This is a genomic window from Bacillus sp. JJ634, assembly GCF_036962285.1.
In the GTDB taxonomy this organism is placed as follows: Bacteria; Bacillota; Bacilli; order Bacillales; family DSM-1321; genus Peribacillus; species Peribacillus asahii_A.
Genome location: NZ_JBALMU010000121.1, coordinates 1 through 16,457 on the forward strand (window position 1 = coordinate 1; position 16,457 = coordinate 16,457).

A 16,457-nucleotide genomic window follows, 5' to 3' on the forward strand; every position below is an offset into this window, starting at 1 on the left:
TTCGCTCGACTTGCATGTATTAGGCACGCCGCCAGCGTTCGTCCTGAGCCAGGATCAAACTCTCCGATAGAATTTGACTTGCTCATGTTGCACTTTTTTATAGTGTGTGCTCACTTCAAAAATTAACGTTGGCGCTTTGTTTTGTTCAGTTTTCAAAGAGCAATCTTTCAACTTTTTCATCTTAACATAAGAATGAATAGTTGTCAACTTCTACGAAGTTTTTCTGGTTTATTAAATCGCCTTCTCTCTTGGCGACTTCTTTATAATACTCTCCTCGCATAATAAAGTCAACATCTTTTTTCAAAAAATAAACTTACCTTTATTAAAGAAAGATATAAAGCTTATACAATTGGTCGAAGCACTTTTTCATTGCATCTATATTATTGTTACTTCTTCAATAAATTAATCGAAGTTCACAACGAAAAATAAACTGGCTCATACCATTTACCTTCTATAAGAATATCCCCAATTTAACTCTCAACATATATAAAAAGACATACATGCCCCCTATATCGGCATGTATGTCTTTTTTCACCCTTTTTGAATAAACACTACCTTCAAATAGTCGCCTTCTTTAAATTCGGAAATTGTTTTAAAATCCTCTGGTAAGGAAAACTGTTCAAGTATTCTATACCTTTCATTACTCTCACGAAAAGCTCCATCAATGAATTGCTTAAATTTCTTCATATCAAATGTACTGCAATTGGTCGAAGCTACAATTATTCCATGATCTTCAGTAATTTGAATCGTTTCTTTTAATAAATTTTGATAATCCTTCGCTGCACTAAACGTAAATTTCTTTGATTTTGCAAAGCTTGGTGGATCAAGAATGACCATATCGAATCTTAAATTCTTTTTTATTGCATATTTAAAATAATGAAATACATCCATTACAACAATATTGTGTTTTTCAGGGTCAATACCGTTTACACGAAATTGCTCCTCCGTTTTTGGTAAACTACGATTGGCCAAATCCACACTTGTCGTTCTTGTCGCTCCGCCTAGTGCAGCAAATACAGAAAAGGCCCCTGTATAAGAGAACATATTGAGCACATGCTTTCCCTTTGCATATTGATCACGAATCGTACGACGTACATCCCGTTGATCAAGGAAAACCCCCACCATCGCTCCGTCATTCAAATAGACAGCAAATTGAACACCATTTTCTTTCACAAGTAATGGAAATTCCGGCTGCTCACCTAGAACAAAATCATCATCTTCCACGTACTGCCCTTTCGTATCAAAGCGCTTTTTCTCATAAATTGACTTCACTTTAACAACTTGTTGTAACGCATTAATCACATACTCTTTAAATGTATAAATCCCTTTGCTATACCAGTTAATTACATAGTGACCGTCATAATAATCAATAATTATGCCGCCGATGCCATCTCCCTCTCCATTAAAGAAACGAAAGGCAGTCGTTTCAGGATTTTCAAAGAAAGCTTGACGGTTCTGAAAGGCTTTACGAATTTTTTTCACAAAAAATTCGGTATTGATACTTTCATGTTCGCTTCGCGTTAGCAGCCAGCCATATCCTTTATTTTGCTTCCCAAAGTATCCTCTGGCAATAAAATGATTACGCTCATCCACCAACCTAATAATGGTCCCTTCATCTTGAAGATCCTGACTATTTAAGATAGACTCCTTCATAATCAACGGATACCCTTTTTCATACTTAGGAACAAATTTTGCTTTTACTTGAATCTGCATCTCTACATTCATTGATTCCATCTCTTCTCTAATTTCTCGGTTTATGTCCCTTCCCATTCTACCCTAAAATGAACAAAAACCTTCATAATAGAATAAAAGCAGCTTGATGTTTTCCATCAAGCTGCTTTTATTCTTTTCTATTCTATCGTACTTCTAAATGTAATTCTCCCGCTTTTACTTTCCCCATCATTTTTAATAAACGATGAATAGAAAGTGTAATGATAATAGGCAATACCATACCAACTGCTACGTAAATTAAAAATGTTGTTAATCCTTGTGTTGTGACAATCGCAATCGGTGCAATCAATGAGCTTAATCCCATGCCAGCTAATTCATACGATACTTGAAAATCAAATAACATCGTGGCAATTGGTGCACAAACGATTGCAGCAATAAACGTCGGAATCACATAAAGTGGATTTTGAATTAAATTCGGAAACTGAACTTTCGGTGTAACGACTGATTGAGCTAAGAAACCGCCTAAATCATTATCTCTTAAAGACATAGCTGTAAAGCCTACAAATTGTACTGTACATCCAATTAACGCTGCTGCACTTGATACTGGATCCATCTGCAAAGCAATCGCTAGCGCAGCAGAGGATGCGGGGGTCATTAAAAGAATACTCCATACAAGAGAAATAACCATTGAACCGATTAACGGTGAACCTTCAACCCCCATTGTAATTTGACTACTTAACCAGTTTAAAAGCGGTGTTACAACTAACGCTAAATAATAACCGGATACTCCGCCAACTAACACAGCTGCAAATGGAATTGCCATAATATCAAGGATTGTTTTACCCTCTAAACGTTTCCCAATATACGTTGCAATTAATGCTGCGATGACCGCACTAATTGGTTGTCCTGTGACAATCGTAAAAGCACCCTCAGCTGTTCGCTGAATCGCCGCGCCACCGACCGCACTAGAAGCCATTGCACTAAAGATTACTAATGAGTTACCGCCTAACTGATAGGCAACTCCAGCACCGATAGCTGGCCCTAATAGAACTTTCGCTGCGCCACCGATTGCCAAAAAGACATCCCATCCTAAATACTTACCAAATGATTCGAATAATAAACCAATTCCTAACGTGACCAATACAGCATTCGCAATTCCTGTCGAAGCTTTATACATTCGATCACTAACATATCCTCGTTCTTTCATCTTATTCCAACTCCCAGAATTTTCTGAATTTTCAAACCTATATAATCAAATAAAAACCCGTCCTTTTGGATGAGCGCTCTCTTTCACTTATTACTGCTTGAGCGCCTTCGTAAAATAATAACAGGCGGGACTCAAACAATTCCATGTTATGGTTGTTTCAGTCCTTTTAACATAATAAGAGAATAATAATATTAGTAGCTGTATGTGTATGATTACTCATCGAAATGTTCCCCTTCTATAATGTCTGTTGTTATAATAGCATTAATATTCTGAAAATGTAAATAACAAATTCTATTCTGATAAAATAAAAACGCTTACATAACAACTATTAAACCGTTAATTTATAAACATTTTACAAAAAATCCTGCACTTGACAATTACTCGTCTATATATTTCGATATAATTATTAATTCTCCTCAAAAATTACTCCAATATAATACAGGAAAAGCACTAACTTTTTTCAATATTATCTTTATAGAACAATTCTCTAATCCATCCCTAAAAAAGAAAAGTCACTTTTAATTAAAAGGCTTTGTTATAGAAAACTGTTGATTTTTGGCTCCTGCTCGCTCTGGTGTCATAAAACGCGGGAGACCCCAATCGTTTTATCAACAATATTGTCTAAGACAACCAATTAAAAAAAGAATCCATCTAAGATGAATTCTCCCCTAATATTATTGAAACCCTTGTAATTGATTAAAGAAGTCCCTCATAAAATCATAAAAAAGTTGTTCCGTAGGCATCAAACTTCGATCAGTTGGAATAATCACACCTACAGAGCGCCTTACTTGAGGATCTTTAATTCGTAATTTTACCGTTGAGCGCGGCAAACTATCCACTAGTGTAATTTCTGGAATTAACGTTACACCAAGTCCTGCTGCTACTAAACCTTTAATTGCATCAGTATCTTCTCCTTCAAAGGCAACGTTTGGTTCAAACCCGTGCTGACGACAAGCATCAATCACCACGTCTCTTAAAATAAATCCCATTGGGTACAATACAAAAGAATCATTTTGAAGTTCACTTAATTTTAAAGATGATTTCTGAGCTAAAGGATGATTTTCTGAAACAAGCGCCACCAGTTCTTCTGTGAAAAATATTTCACTTTCAATTTTTTTATCACTCGGTGGTGTTGGCCCAAGTAACGCCATACTTATATCACCTTTAATGACCGAATCAATTAAGTGAACATACGCACCTTGCTTTAATTTAAAACGAACATTTGGATATTGCTTTCGAAAGGCAGAAATTACATTAGGCAGTACATTCGCAGCTAAACTACTGGGGAAACCAATTCGAACAGTCCCTTTTTCTGGATCAAGACTTTCCGCTAATTCCCTTTTTGCCTCATTAATAACGCCAACGACTTGTTGCATATGATTTAAGAATGTTTTACCAATTGGTGTAAGTTTAATTGTACGACCTTCACGGAAAAATAAATGCACACCTAATTCAGCTTCTAAATTAAATATTTGTCGACTCACAGCAGATTGGGCAACATGTAAAGCTGCTGCTGCTTCCGTCATATGTTCTCGTTTTGCTACTTCTATGAAGTATTCAATCTGTCTTAGTTCCATATATGTAACCTCTTTCATCTTAAAACGGCATTTTATTTATCTAATATTCAGATTGTTATTATTAATTCTACACGATACGATACATATATCGAAAACATTAAATTAATAACTTTTGTTTACATTATATAATAACCAAATTATTAAATTAAGGGGAGACGGACAAAATGGCAACTATCCAAGAGACAAACCAACAAGAACTTCAAATTGCTAAAGATTATGTAAGCACTGTATACCAACAAGTAAAAGACAGAAATCCAAATGAAAGTGAATTTCACCAAGCTGTTAAAGAAATTTTCCTTTCATTAATTCCTGTTTTCGCTAAACAACCTAAATATATGGAAGCTGGTATTCTAGAGCGTATCGTTGAGCCAGAACGCATGATTACTTTCCGTGTTCCATGGACAGATGATCAAGGTAAAGTACATGTAAACCGTGGTTTCCGTGTACAATTCAACAGCGCAATCGGACCTTACAAAGGTGGATTACGTTTCCACCCATCCGTTAATGCAAGTATTATCAAATTCTTAGGATTTGAGCAAATTTTCAAAAACTCATTAACTGGACAGCCAATCGGCGGCGGTAAAGGTGGATCTGACTTCGATCCTAAAGGTAAATCAGATGCAGAAATCATGCGTTTTTGTCAAAGCTTCATGTCTGAACTAGGTCGTCACATTGGTCAAGATACAGACGTACCTGCAGGTGATATCGGTGTTGGCGGTCGCGAAATCGGCTATATGTTCGGACAATACAAAAAAATGCGCGGTGCTTATGAAGCTGGTGTTTTAACAGGTAAAGGTCTTGGTTTCGGTGGAAGCTTAGCTCGTACAGAAGCAACTGGATATGGTACAGTTTACTTTATGCAAGAAATGTTAAAAGATAAAGGCTTACAATTCCACGGCAGCACAGTTGTTGTATCTGGATCAGGTAACGTGTCAATCTACGCAATCGAAAAAGCAACTCAACTAGGTGCAAAAGTAGTTGCATGTAGTGATTCAAACGGTTACGTTTACGATAAAAACGGAATCAACCTTGATACAGTAAAACGCTTAAAAGAAGTAGAAAGAAAACGTTTAAGCGAATATGTAGATGCTCATCCTGAAGCAGAATATTATGAAGGAAGCACAGGTATTTGGTCTATCCCTTGTGATATCGCTCTTCCATGTGCAACTCAAAACGAGATTGATGAAGAATCGGCAAAATTACTTGTTAAAAATAAAGTAAAAGCTGTTGGTGAAGGTGCAAATATGCCTTCAACACTTGAAGCAATCGATGTCTTCTTAAATAACGGAATCCTTTTCGGACCAGCAAAAGCAGCTAACGCTGGCGGTGTTGCAGTTTCTGCTCTTGAAATGGCTCAAAACAGTGCAAGAATTGCTTGGAGCTTTGAAGAAGTTGATGCAAAACTACACGCAATCATGGAAAATATCTATAAAAACAGCGTTGAAGCAGCTGAAGAATACGGCCAACCTGGTAACCTAGTAGTAGGTGCTAACATCGCTGGATTCCTTAAAGTAGCAGACGCTATGATGTTCCAAGGGCTTGTTTAATTTCATATAACTTAGTTAAGACTGTCGAGATTTTCTCGGCAGTTTTTTTATTGATCTTGATCTATTTATAAAACGTTGTTTCACATGAAACAAGCTAAAAGCCTTTTATAAGCTGACCGGAATCTTTTATATGCAACATTTTATGAAACGAATGGTAATATAGGTAAAATAAACATAAAAGGAGGTGCTCTATCATGTCAGGGCTTATGATTGTACACTTAGGGGTAGCTTTCTTATTGTTGCTGCTTGGCTGGAGTATTCGACACAAAAAAGCATATTGGTTAATATCCGGCTTTAGCAATCGCTCAGATACAGAACAACAACAGCTGATTCAAAATGGCTATCCTCAAAAAACAGGCTCTTGGCTTCTGCTAACTGGAATGGGCTTGCTCATTTTACTGCCTTTATCCTTTACATCTTTCCCTTATGCATTCGAAGTTCAATTTGGCTTTCTCCTTATTTTCACATTAAGCGGCAGCATTTATCTATCGAAATATGAGCTGCCAGCAAAGCGTAAGCGAAGCTATATTATTTATTCTATCCTCTTTGTCATTATAGTAGGGTTCGTTATCACCCTTTTTCTTATTGGAGAAAAAAAGAGTGAATTCATTTTAAAAAAGACATCATTTGAGATTACCGGTATGTCTGGGGATGAGTGGTCTTACTCAGACATCACAGAAGTGAATTTACTAAATGAAATGCCTACAGTTACATCAAAGTTAAATGGCTTTGGCACCGAACGAGTTGCAAAGGGCTCTTTTAAAGTAGAGGGCTATAACCGCAGTATACTGTTTATTCATAAAGATGGATCCACTCAAGTTCTACACATAGAAGTCAATGGAAAGAACATCTTCATTAATGGCGAGAATGCACGAGAAACCAAAACCTGGTATAAACAGCTACAGTCAGTTACATATAAATAAATCCACCTATCTATTTTATTAGCTATATTTCTTAATAAAACTCTTTCAAAAAGGCTTTGTTCAATCAACAGCTTCATATAATAAAGCCCCCAAAAAAGCAGGCTTCCTTAAAGAACGAACTTTAAGAAAGCCTGCTTTTTACTGTTTTATTCTTTTGTTACCAATTTCAATGGTACAGAAATTGTTTCTTCTACTTTTTCGCCTTTAAGGATTTTTTCAGCAGCTGTGATTGCTTCTTCACCGATTAAAGCAGGTTGTTGCGCAACGGTTGCTGATAAGTCTCCTGCTTCAACAGCTTTTAGTGCATCTTCATTGCCATCGAAACCAACAACAAGAATATCTTTACCTGTTGCTTTAATTGCTTCGATTGCACCTAAAGCCATTTCATCATTATGAGCAAATACACCTTGAATATCTTTATTTCCTTGAAGCATATTTTCCATTACATTAAGACCTTTTGTACGGTCAAATTCAGCTGTTTGGCTTGATAAAACATCCAGTTGCTTATCCGCAATATTATGGAAACCTTCACCGCGTTCACGAGTAGCAGAAGCACCTGATACACCTTCTAATTCAACTACTTTTGCGTTTTCACCAAGTTGTTCTACCATATATTTAGCCGCTTGTTCTCCACCAGCTACGTTGTCAGAAGCGATAAATGTTACAACTTCTCCTTCATCTGCAGAACGGTCAACTGTAATAACCGGGATTCCTGCATCATTAGCTGATTGAACAGCTGAAGAAATCGCAGCTGAATCTGTAGGATTGATAATTAAAAGGTCTACTTTTTTCAGAATTAAATCTTCAATTCCACTAACTTGTTTTGCTGTATCATCTTGAGCATCAACAACAGAAACTTTCATTCCTTTTTCTTTTGCTTTTGCTTCAATCCCCTCTTTTAATGAGACAAAGAATGGGTTATTTAATGTTGAAATACTTACACCCACAGTTACATCTTCCATTGATTCTTTTGGCTCAGCCTTGTTGTTCTCTAGATTAGACTCAGATGAGCAAGCTGCTAAAACCATGAGTGAAAGAACCATCAAAATTGAGAATAACTTCTTCATTGTATGCACCTCTTTTAAGATTTTTTACGATCTAATAAGACCGCAACTATGATAACTACACCTTTCACCACTTGTTGATAGAAAGATGAGACACCTAACAGGTTTAGACCATTATTCAGTGTACCGATAATTAGCACACCAATTAATGTACCGAATAAGCGACCTTTCCCGCCATTTAAGCTTGTACCGCCTAATACAACCGCAGCAATCGCATCCATTTCATATGCTTGACCAGCTGTAGGTTGTGCAGAATTTAAACGAGATGTTAAGATTGCTCCTGCCAACGCGGCCATTGTTCCAGCAATCCCGTAAATCATAATTTTGACACGGTCTACTTTAATACCAGAAATTCGTGCCGCTTTCTCATTCCCACCAATTGCATATGTTTTTCTTCCGAAAGACATTTTATGAAGCAGGAACCATAATACGAAAAAGGCAATAATCATAATGACTACCGGAACAGGTATTCCAAAGAAGTACCCTCGACCAAGCATATGGAATAACTCTGAATCCCCTAATCCTGTAACGGGCTTACCTTCTGTATAAACGAGTGTCAAACCACGGTAAATAGTCATCGTTGCAAGGGTTGCAATAAATGGTGCCATCTTTCCTTTTGTAATAAGCAATCCATTTAATACACCCATTAGTGTACCCAGTAAGACCCCAACTAATATAGCTAAAATTGGGTCCATCCCAGACACCATCATACCCGCCATTAATGCACTAGATAAGGCTAAAATAGAACCTACAGATAAATCAATCCCACCTGTTAAAATAATAAAGGTCATCCCAAATGCAATGAGTGCATTAATCGATGTTTGACGCAATAAGTTCATAATATTTAAAGGTTCCAAAAAGGATGGATTTAACGCTGCGATGACAACAAATAAAAGCAGCAATGCGAATAGCGGTCCAAACTTTTGCCAAATCGATGTATTACCATCATTTAGTTTTCCTTGTGTACTCAACCTAGTTCCCTCCTGTCGCTAATGCCATAATTTTTTCTTGTGTTGCTTCTTGTCTAGCTAATTCACCAGCAATTTTCCCTTCATGAATAACCAAGATTCGATCACTCATTCCAAGAACCTCTGGAAGCTCGGAAGAAACCATAATAATCGCTAAGCCACGCTCTGTAAGTTCATTCATCAGTTCATAAATTTCCCGTTTCGCACCTACATCAATCCCTCTTGTTGGCTCATCCATAATTAATACTTTAGGAGACGTACCAATCCATTTGGCAATAACTACTTTTTGCTGATTTCCTCCAGATAAATTACCGATAATGGTTTCTGGCGAAGCTGTTTTTACGGAAAGACGTTTCACCATCATCTCCACAAACTGCTTTTCTTCGTTTGCTTTCACAATACCATTTGGAGCAAAGCTTCCTAAATTCGGTAACCCTATATTTTCTCGAACTGAAAAGTCTAGAATAAGGCCTTCATCTTTACGATTTTCCGTAATAAAGGCCAGTCCATGTTTTACCGCATCTATTGGTTTACGAATACTTACTTTCTTTCCTTCAATGAAAACCTCACCGCTATCGGCCTGATCCACTCCAAAGAGAGCACGCATAATTTCTGTTCGACCTGCTCCCATCAATCCTGCAACACCAAGAATTTCTCCTTGACGTACAGACATATCGACATGGTTAAATACGCCTTTTCGGCTTAATCCTTTAATCTCTAAAACCGTTTCACCTAGCTTTGCTTCACGATGCGGGAAACGATCTTCTAACTCACGGCCAACCATTTTCTTTACCACTTCTTCAAAGCTTGTCTCTGGAATAGGAGTCGTATCTACGGTTTGACCATCGCGCATTACGGTAATCCGATCACAGATTGCAAAGATTTCTTCCATTCTGTGTGAAATATAAACAAGCGAGACACCTTTAGCTGTAAGCTCTTTCATGATTTCAAACAGCTTCTCAATCTCTCGATCCGTCAAAGCGGCCGTTGGCTCATCCATAATAATGACTTCTGCATCCGTCATCAACGCTTTTGCAATCTCAATCATTTGTTGTTCCCCAACAGAACAAAGACCTGCCTCTTTATCAAATGGAAGCGAAATATTTAACGTCTTAAAAATGTCACTCGCGATTTTTTGCATTTCTTTTGTTTTTAAAACACCAAATGCATTTGTAAGCTCACGACCAATAAATAAGTTTTCTAAAACAGTCATTTCTGGCCAAATATTTAATTCTTGACGAATGAAAGCTAATCCTGAACGCTCAGCTTCAAGCGAGTTCTTAAATACCGTCTCTACTCCATTAATCTTAATCGTTCCTTTATCTTGCTTATGAAGGCCGGTTAAGATATTCATCAAGGTTGATTTTCCAGCACCATTTTCACCCATAAGCGCATGGACCTCACCTGGTTCCAGATTAAAGTCCACACCTTCTAGCACCTTATTTTGACCAAACGCTTTATAAATATCGCGCATCTCGATTTTCATCTTCTGCACCTCATTTCATTAAAAAAATACACCAGACTGTAAGATACAATTGGAATAAGGTGTTACTTCTCCTGTACGAATAACAACCTTCGCCTTTTTCGTCAGCTCTTTAAATTCTTCATGTGTCACATAGACCACATTGCCTTGAAATTGTTGTTCGATAAACTGATGCTGCACAGGATTCTGTTCCTTCACCTCTTCGGCTGCAATCGTTTGCTCTACGACCATATCTTCGTGTACAAGGCGAACTACTTCTTGAAAAGTGGGCGTACCTGCTTTTAACGCTAAATCAATTTTCGGTACATCAGAAGGAACAGGTAATCCAGCATCGCCAATCACGATATAATCAGTATGCCCTAAATCAACTAGAACCTTTGCAATAGCACTGTTTAATATGCCGTGACGTTTCATCCATTCAAGCTCCCTTCCACTTCAGCTCTTGTCGGCATACCGCCTTGAGCACCGAACTTTGTTACGGAAAGTGAAGCTGCTCGATTCGCAAATCTTACGCTTTCTTCATAACTCTTTCCTTCTGCAACAGCTACCGCAAACGCGCCATTAAACGTATCTCCAGCTCCCGTTGTATCTATCGCTTCTACGATAAAGCTAGAAATAACCCTCTCTTCATTTCCGTCAAAATAGCGAACGCCATTCTTTCCTTCTGTAATGAAAATTTTATTAGGATATTTTTTAAGTACGTCAGTACGATTTTCCCCTTCAAATAAAAGTACAAATTCATGCTCATTTGGTGTAATATAAGCGGCTTGTTCAATAACAACCTCACTGATTTTACGCGCAGGAGCTGGATTTAGCAATAATTTTTTACCTAGCTTTGTACAAAGTTCTGCTAGATACACAACGGTTTCCTCAGGAATCTCTTGTTGTACTAAAATAATATCTGCGCGTTCAATAGCTGGCTGAGCTTGTTGAACAAATTGTGGAGTAACGAAATCATTTGCCCCTTTTACGACAATAATACTGTTGTCCCCTTCTGCAAGCGTAATGTGAGCTGTACCCGATACAACGCCTGTAACCGGTTCCACATATGTTATATCAATACCGTTGTCTCGTAAATTATTTTTAATCGATTGTCCGTAAACATCATCTCCGACACAAGCAATCATACTAACCTCTGCTCCTAAACGCGCCGCTGCAACAGCTTGATTAGCTCCTTTTCCACCAGGGACTGTTCTAAATGAATTACCTAGAACAGTTTCTCCTGCGATAGGACGTTTATTTGCTGTCACAACTAAATCTATAGCCACACTTCCGACAACTGCTATTTTCACCATTGTTGACTACTCCACCTCTCTTGTTGTTTCTCTTTCTATAAATGACACAGGAAATACGGTGTGTATCTCTTCTAGTTTTTCCTGATTAATTTTTTTAATTAAAATTTCCGCAGCCTTGGCTCCCATTTCATAGGCTGGCTGTTGAATAGTGGACAACGCAGGATGTAATAAAGCTGTAAATGAAACATCATCATAGCCAATCACTTGAATGTCCTCCGGCACGCGTTTTCCCATTGCTAAAGCTTCCTGCAAAATGGTTGCTGCCACAATGTCATTACAAGCGATAATGCCATCTGTCTCCGGATATTTCACCAATACTTCTTTAGCACACTTTCTTGCTCCTTGATAAGAAAGTGTGGAATCTAAGATATGAACTTTCACATCAGTATCTTCCAGCACACTTAATGCTGATAAATATCGCTCATAGACCGTTTTAATTTCAACAGGCCCTCTAATAATCGTGATTTCTTTTGCACCTCGTGCTAGTAATATCTCTGCAGCAAGTCTACCACCTTGTTGTTGATCGGCATACACAGCCGGCAAATGTCCTGCTGTACGGTCAAGCAATACAGCTGGAATTGTTAAATTATCAAATATCGTATGATCTTGTTCATTAGTCGATATAATCAAGCCAACGACATTGTTTTGCAAAAAGGTATCTAGATACTCTCTTTCCTTTTTTCTATTTTCATCACTATTGCCGAAAATGAGACGATATCCTTCCTTTTGTAAACAATCTTCAATCCCCCTTGCCATTTCGGGAAAAAATGGATTTGTAATATCAGGGAGAATCAAGCCGATTAGTTTTGATTTTCGTTTATATAAAGACCTCGCTACTTCATTCGGTTTGTACTGCAGTTTTTCAACAGCTGCAATTACAGCCTTTCTTGTATCTTCATGAGCATAGCCACTGCCATTTATCACGCGTGAAACCGTTGCAACAGATACGCCAGCTTCCTTTGCTACATCCCGAATTGTTGCCAAATCTCTCACCTCAATCTTGAAAATGTGTAACCGTTTCCACATTATTTAAAGATAGCATGATTTATTTTAGATATCAATAACTCTTTTTATACATTATTTGTGAACTTAGATCATTATCAAGGAGATAAAAAACATAACTACTATTTATATGAAGATAATGGTGTATTTTTCATATAAGAGTGTGAAAAAGGGAACAATCGCTTTTTACTAGTCAGACAATATTTAGTATGATAATTACAAAAATATACAAAAATAGATAAAAAGGAGGGAAATGAATGAAAAGAAACCATACCATGATGCAATTTTTTGAATGGCATGTACCAGCAGATGGCTACCATTGGCAAAGATTAAAGCACGCTGCACCTCAGTTAAAAGCAGTTGGCATTAACGCTGTTTGGCTGCCGCCTGTTTCAAAAGGGCAATCAGCAAACGATAATGGGTACGGGATCTATGACGGCTATGACCTTGGGGAATTTAATCAAAAAGGCACTGTTCGTACTAAATACGGGACAAAGCAAGAGCTCCTTGAAGCAATTGAAGTTTGCCGCCATGAGGAAATCCGTGTGTATATTGATATCGTCATGAACCATAGAGCAGGGGCAGATGAAACAGAACTATTCGATGTTGTCGAAGTGGATCCAGAAAACCGAATGATTGAACTATCGAAGCCATTTGAAATAGAAGGATGGACGAAGTTTACATTCCCAGGTAGAAATCAACAGTATTCTTCATTTACGTGGAATTCCAATCATTTCAACGGAACGGATTACGATGAGAGAACTAAAAAGATTGGAATTTACCGCTTGTTAGGTGAACATAAAGGATGGAGTAAGAATGTTGTCGATGAATTAGGCAACTATGATTATCTCATGTTTGCAAATATTGATTATGATATTCTTGAAGTACGTCATGAAATGATTTCATGGGCAAAGTGGGTCATCGATACATTGAAATGCGATGGCTTTCGCTTAGATGCTGTTAAACATATTAATAGTGACTTTATGAATGAATGGTTACAAGCAGTCCATTCTTATACACGTAAACGCTTTTATATCGTAGGAGAGTTTTGGCAAGCAGATGCTCATGCACTTCAACACTATTTAAAGCAAACAAACTATCAATTGAACTTATTTGATGTCGCTCTTCATTATAAATTTTATGATGCCGCCAAAGCTGGCGCCGACTTCGACTTACGAACTATTTTTCATCAGACCCTCGTTCAATCACACCCTTCACATGCTGTTACATTTGTTGATAATCACGACTCCCAACCTTATGAATCACTTGAATCTTGGGTACTAGATTGGTTTAAACCACTAGCCTATGCCCTTATTTTGCTAAGACGCTCTGGCCGCCCTTGCGTATTTTTCGGTGACTATTATGGCATTCGCGGCCCTGTACCAGTCCAAGACAAACAAGAAATGCTGGACTCTTTATTATATGCACGTTATGAAAAAGCATATGGAAAACAAAAAGACTATTTTGATAATCCCCATGCTATTGGCTGGGTTCGATTTGGAAAGCCTTCAATTCAAAAGTCTGGATGTGCTGTTATCCTTTCTAATGACAAAGCTACCGAAAAGCGCATGTTTGTCGGTAAACAGCGTGCTGGAGAAGTGTGGGTCGACCTCACAGACGCTCACCCTGCAAAAATTACGATTAAAAAAGATGGATCCGCTACCTTCCCTGTTCAAGCAAAAAGCGTGTCTGTTTGGGCTTTAAACTAGAATTAAAGAATGACATTTACTACTATAATCACAAACGGATTAGGGTAAAACTAAAGGGCATGAGTCCAGTGCAATACAAAAATCATGCCCAAGTGGTTGCCTAACATTCGTGTCTGACCTTTTGGGTTCACTTCAAATTTTGATGCTGTTTTCTTTTTCTTATTAAAATAAATGAGACAAGGCCAACAATAAGAATCACTGCACCTACTAATAGATACAGGTTGTAATTATTCTCTTGCTCATCTGAGTCATGACTTACATTCCCTTTTTCATCGTTTACTTCTTCTTTTTTTACCGGTTCTTGATTCTCTTCAGTAAAGACGAATTGCTGGATTACAAACTCATCCTCCTGGTGATGACTTAACCATGATTCCTTTAAGCTTTTTCCTTCCCATTCAAACCAACTCTTTGGAGTAAGCGGTATACATCAGACTCAATGTCGTCCCATCCCTTCCCAAAGATTTCTCCGGCAAGCGCCACATTTTCAAGAACCGTTTTTCTCTCTAATAATTCAAAAGATTGAAAGATAATACCCATCTTACGTCTAAGCTCATGCTTCGACATCTCTGAAATCAATATTGAATCGACTTTGATTGTGCCGCTATACTGCTCTTCCTCCCTGTATAACAGCTTTAAGAGCGTACTTTTCCCCGAACCAGAACGCCCTTGGAGAAAAGCAAACTCGCCAGGCGCTATATGTAGGTTCAGATCACATAATACCGTCTGTTCACCGTAACATTTCGTCAAGTTTTCAATGCGGATCATTTACACAATGCCTTCCGCAAGCCACGGCAGGAATCCATCTAAGAAACGTTCCGTTGCTGGCATAAAGTAAGAACCATAATGGAAGTCTGGATCAAGTGTCATCACAACCCACGTTCCTGCTGTACTCACTTTATCGACATATAAAACGGCTCCGCCATCTTCGGTTGAAACTAAGATATCAGCGCCTTCTGGCGGCCAATATACACCATGTTGATGCCATGTCGCATCAGCAAGAGTAATAAAGCGTTTAAACAAGTCGTGCTCAGGCTGCTGTAAAACAAGCCCGCTCTTTGCTCCCTTTTCAAGCCACCACCAGAAATTTGTTTCACGATTTTCCCACTTTTGCTCTGGAATCCATTCGATTGGCTGCGGTCCAAATGACACAACAATGCCACCTTTTTCAGCAAAAGCATGAATTTTATCTTTAGACTTCATCACTAGCCCCATATGCAATTGAGAAGGAAGAAGGAGAACGTCAAACTCATCAATCGATGTTTCCTCAAAGTCAGGCAGATAAATTAATTTTTCAATATATTGATTATATTTTGGCTCATTATATGTACGATGATGTTGCGAGCTTCCACCATATAAAACAGCAATTTTTCTCATAGTTGCACACATCCTTCTTGAAGTCTTGTATATTCATCTCGTGCCCATTGCATAAGCTGCGGCCCAATTCGGTCCGTTGTTTTCGGGCTCCCGTTCATCTTGCCAAATAAATCATTTCCAACATGAGCAAAAATCGTCCCGTTTGTGCTGTTACGGTCGATATAATTAATGGGCTCTCCGCCTGGCAACGTTAATAACACTTCTGCTCCTTCTGGAACCGGATGATGTCCTCTTGCAAAGAAGCCAGAAACTCCTTTGTTATACGTCATATCATCTTCTAGTACCCCTTCAAAAATCGGATGCGGTTGACGAACGGATACAACATAATCTTGGAAACTATTAATTTGCTTTGGCACAAAATTCGAGCCTCCAGGCAACCAATTCTTAAATAAATTTCCGGTAAAGATCAATACTTTTCGATCATCCAAAAATTCACGAATTAAGTGGCGCTGCTCATATAAAAATTCTTGATCAATAAAGCTGTTGATGACTAAACATTTATAAGGCTTTAAATCTACCTTTGGAAACTCGTAAATATCGACAAACATAAAATCTTCCTGATAATCTTGATCCTTAACACGTGCTTGTGCAAAACACGCACCTGAATTTAACATAATAAAGTCTTTCATCATGTTCT

General features: G+C 38.0%; 15 protein-coding genes, 1 rRNA gene and 1 pseudogene. 4 read left to right on the forward strand and 13 right to left on the reverse strand.

Annotated elements, in window-relative coordinates:
• From V7068_RS17120 to gltC, 4 genes are all read right to left on the reverse strand, one after another.
• A 16S ribosomal RNA gene (locus V7068_RS17120) occupies window positions 1-70 on the reverse strand; the annotation flags it as partial.
• 461 nt (window positions 71-531) lie between these two features.
• The gene (locus V7068_RS17125) at window positions 532-1,725 is read right to left on the reverse strand and encodes a class I SAM-dependent rRNA methyltransferase (protein ID WP_499713789.1); all 1,194 of its coding nucleotides are present in this window, start codon (window positions 1,723-1,725) and stop codon (window positions 532-534) included.
• A gap of 130 nt (window positions 1,726-1,855) precedes the next feature.
• Complete coding sequence (locus V7068_RS17130) at window positions 1,856-2,878, reverse strand: PTS sugar transporter subunit IIC (protein WP_499713790.1); 1,023 nt, start codon at window positions 2,876-2,878, stop codon at window positions 1,856-1,858.
• A gap of 674 nt (window positions 2,879-3,552) precedes the next feature.
• Window positions 3,553-4,455, reverse strand: coding sequence for a glutamate biosynthesis transcriptional regulator GltC (gene gltC, locus V7068_RS17135; protein WP_402925454.1), 903 nt, complete (start codon window positions 4,453-4,455; stop codon window positions 3,553-3,555).
• Between the two features lie 164 nt (window positions 4,456-4,619).
• Between gltC and gdhA the strand changes: the two genes are divergently transcribed.
• Both gdhA and V7068_RS17145 read left to right on the forward strand, forming a co-directional pair.
• On the forward strand, window positions 4,620-6,002 hold the full coding sequence (gene gdhA / locus V7068_RS17140) for an NADP-specific glutamate dehydrogenase (RefSeq protein WP_499713791.1): 1,383 nt from the start codon (window positions 4,620-4,622) through the stop codon (window positions 6,000-6,002).
• A 194-nt stretch (window positions 6,003-6,196) separates the two neighbouring features.
• Window positions 6,197-6,925, forward strand: coding sequence for a DUF3784 domain-containing protein (locus V7068_RS17145; protein WP_499713792.1), 729 nt, complete (start codon window positions 6,197-6,199; stop codon window positions 6,923-6,925).
• Between the two features lie 146 nt (window positions 6,926-7,071).
• Here the strand turns inward: V7068_RS17145 and rbsB are convergent, their stop codons facing one another.
• The 6 genes from rbsB to V7068_RS17175 are packed head-to-tail and all read right to left on the reverse strand — an operon-like array spanning window position 7,072 to window position 12,719.
• The gene (gene rbsB, locus V7068_RS17150) at window positions 7,072-7,992 is read right to left on the reverse strand and encodes a ribose ABC transporter substrate-binding protein RbsB (RefSeq protein ID WP_499713793.1); all 921 of its coding nucleotides are present in this window, start codon (window positions 7,990-7,992) and stop codon (window positions 7,072-7,074) included.
• A gap of 14 nt (window positions 7,993-8,006) precedes the next feature.
• Entirely contained in the window at window positions 8,007-8,960 is a 954-nt protein-coding gene (locus V7068_RS17155) for an ABC transporter permease (protein ID WP_127762322.1), read from the reverse strand.
• 1 nt (window position 8,961) lies between these two features.
• Window positions 8,962-10,443 carry a sugar ABC transporter ATP-binding protein gene (locus tag V7068_RS17160; protein ID WP_499713794.1) on the reverse strand — a complete coding sequence of 494 codons (1,482 nt, stop codon included), beginning with the start codon at window positions 10,441-10,443 and terminating at the stop codon, window positions 8,962-8,964.
• Between the two features lie 18 nt (window positions 10,444-10,461).
• Window positions 10,462-10,854: a D-ribose pyranase gene (rbsD, locus tag V7068_RS17165; protein WP_499713795.1), complete on the reverse strand. Its 393-nt coding sequence runs from the start codon at window positions 10,852-10,854 to the stop codon at window positions 10,462-10,464.
• Complete coding sequence (gene rbsK, locus V7068_RS17170; RefSeq protein WP_499713796.1) at window positions 10,851-11,735, reverse strand: ribokinase; 885 nt, start codon at window positions 11,733-11,735, stop codon at window positions 10,851-10,853. The genes rbsD and rbsK overlap by 4 nt, the downstream gene beginning before the upstream one ends.
• A 6-nt stretch (window positions 11,736-11,741) precedes the next feature.
• The gene (locus V7068_RS17175; protein ID WP_499713797.1) at window positions 11,742-12,719 is read right to left on the reverse strand and encodes a LacI family DNA-binding transcriptional regulator; all 978 of its coding nucleotides are present in this window, start codon (window positions 12,717-12,719) and stop codon (window positions 11,742-11,744) included.
• A 275-nt stretch (window positions 12,720-12,994) separates the two neighbouring features.
• On the opposite strand from V7068_RS17175, the gene V7068_RS17180 reads away from it, so the two are divergent.
• Window positions 12,995-14,446 carry an alpha-amylase gene (locus tag V7068_RS17180; RefSeq protein WP_499713798.1) on the forward strand — a complete coding sequence of 484 codons (1,452 nt, stop codon included), beginning with the start codon at window positions 12,995-12,997 and terminating at the stop codon, window positions 14,444-14,446.
• Window positions 14,437-14,550: pseudogene (locus V7068_RS17185) on the forward strand (IS3 family transposase); the annotation flags it as partial. The gene V7068_RS17180 and the pseudogene V7068_RS17185, both read left to right, overlap by 10 nt.
• Window positions 14,551-14,821: 271 nt before the next feature.
• Here V7068_RS17185 and V7068_RS17190 read toward each other — a convergent pair.
• The 3 genes from V7068_RS17190 to V7068_RS17200 are packed head-to-tail and all read right to left on the reverse strand — an operon-like array spanning window position 14,822 to window position 16,452.
• Complete coding sequence (locus V7068_RS17190) at window positions 14,822-15,211, reverse strand: ATP-binding cassette domain-containing protein (protein WP_499713799.1); 390 nt, start codon at window positions 15,209-15,211, stop codon at window positions 14,822-14,824.
• Window positions 15,212-15,820, reverse strand: coding sequence for a hypothetical protein (locus V7068_RS17195; RefSeq protein WP_499713800.1), 609 nt, complete (start codon window positions 15,818-15,820; stop codon window positions 15,212-15,214).
• Window positions 15,817-16,452: a phosphate starvation-inducible protein PhoH gene (locus V7068_RS17200; RefSeq protein WP_499713801.1), complete on the reverse strand. Its 636-nt coding sequence runs from the start codon at window positions 16,450-16,452 to the stop codon at window positions 15,817-15,819. Before V7068_RS17200 ends, V7068_RS17195 begins: the two co-directional genes overlap by 4 nt.
• Between the last annotated feature and the right edge of the window lie 5 nt (window positions 16,453-16,457).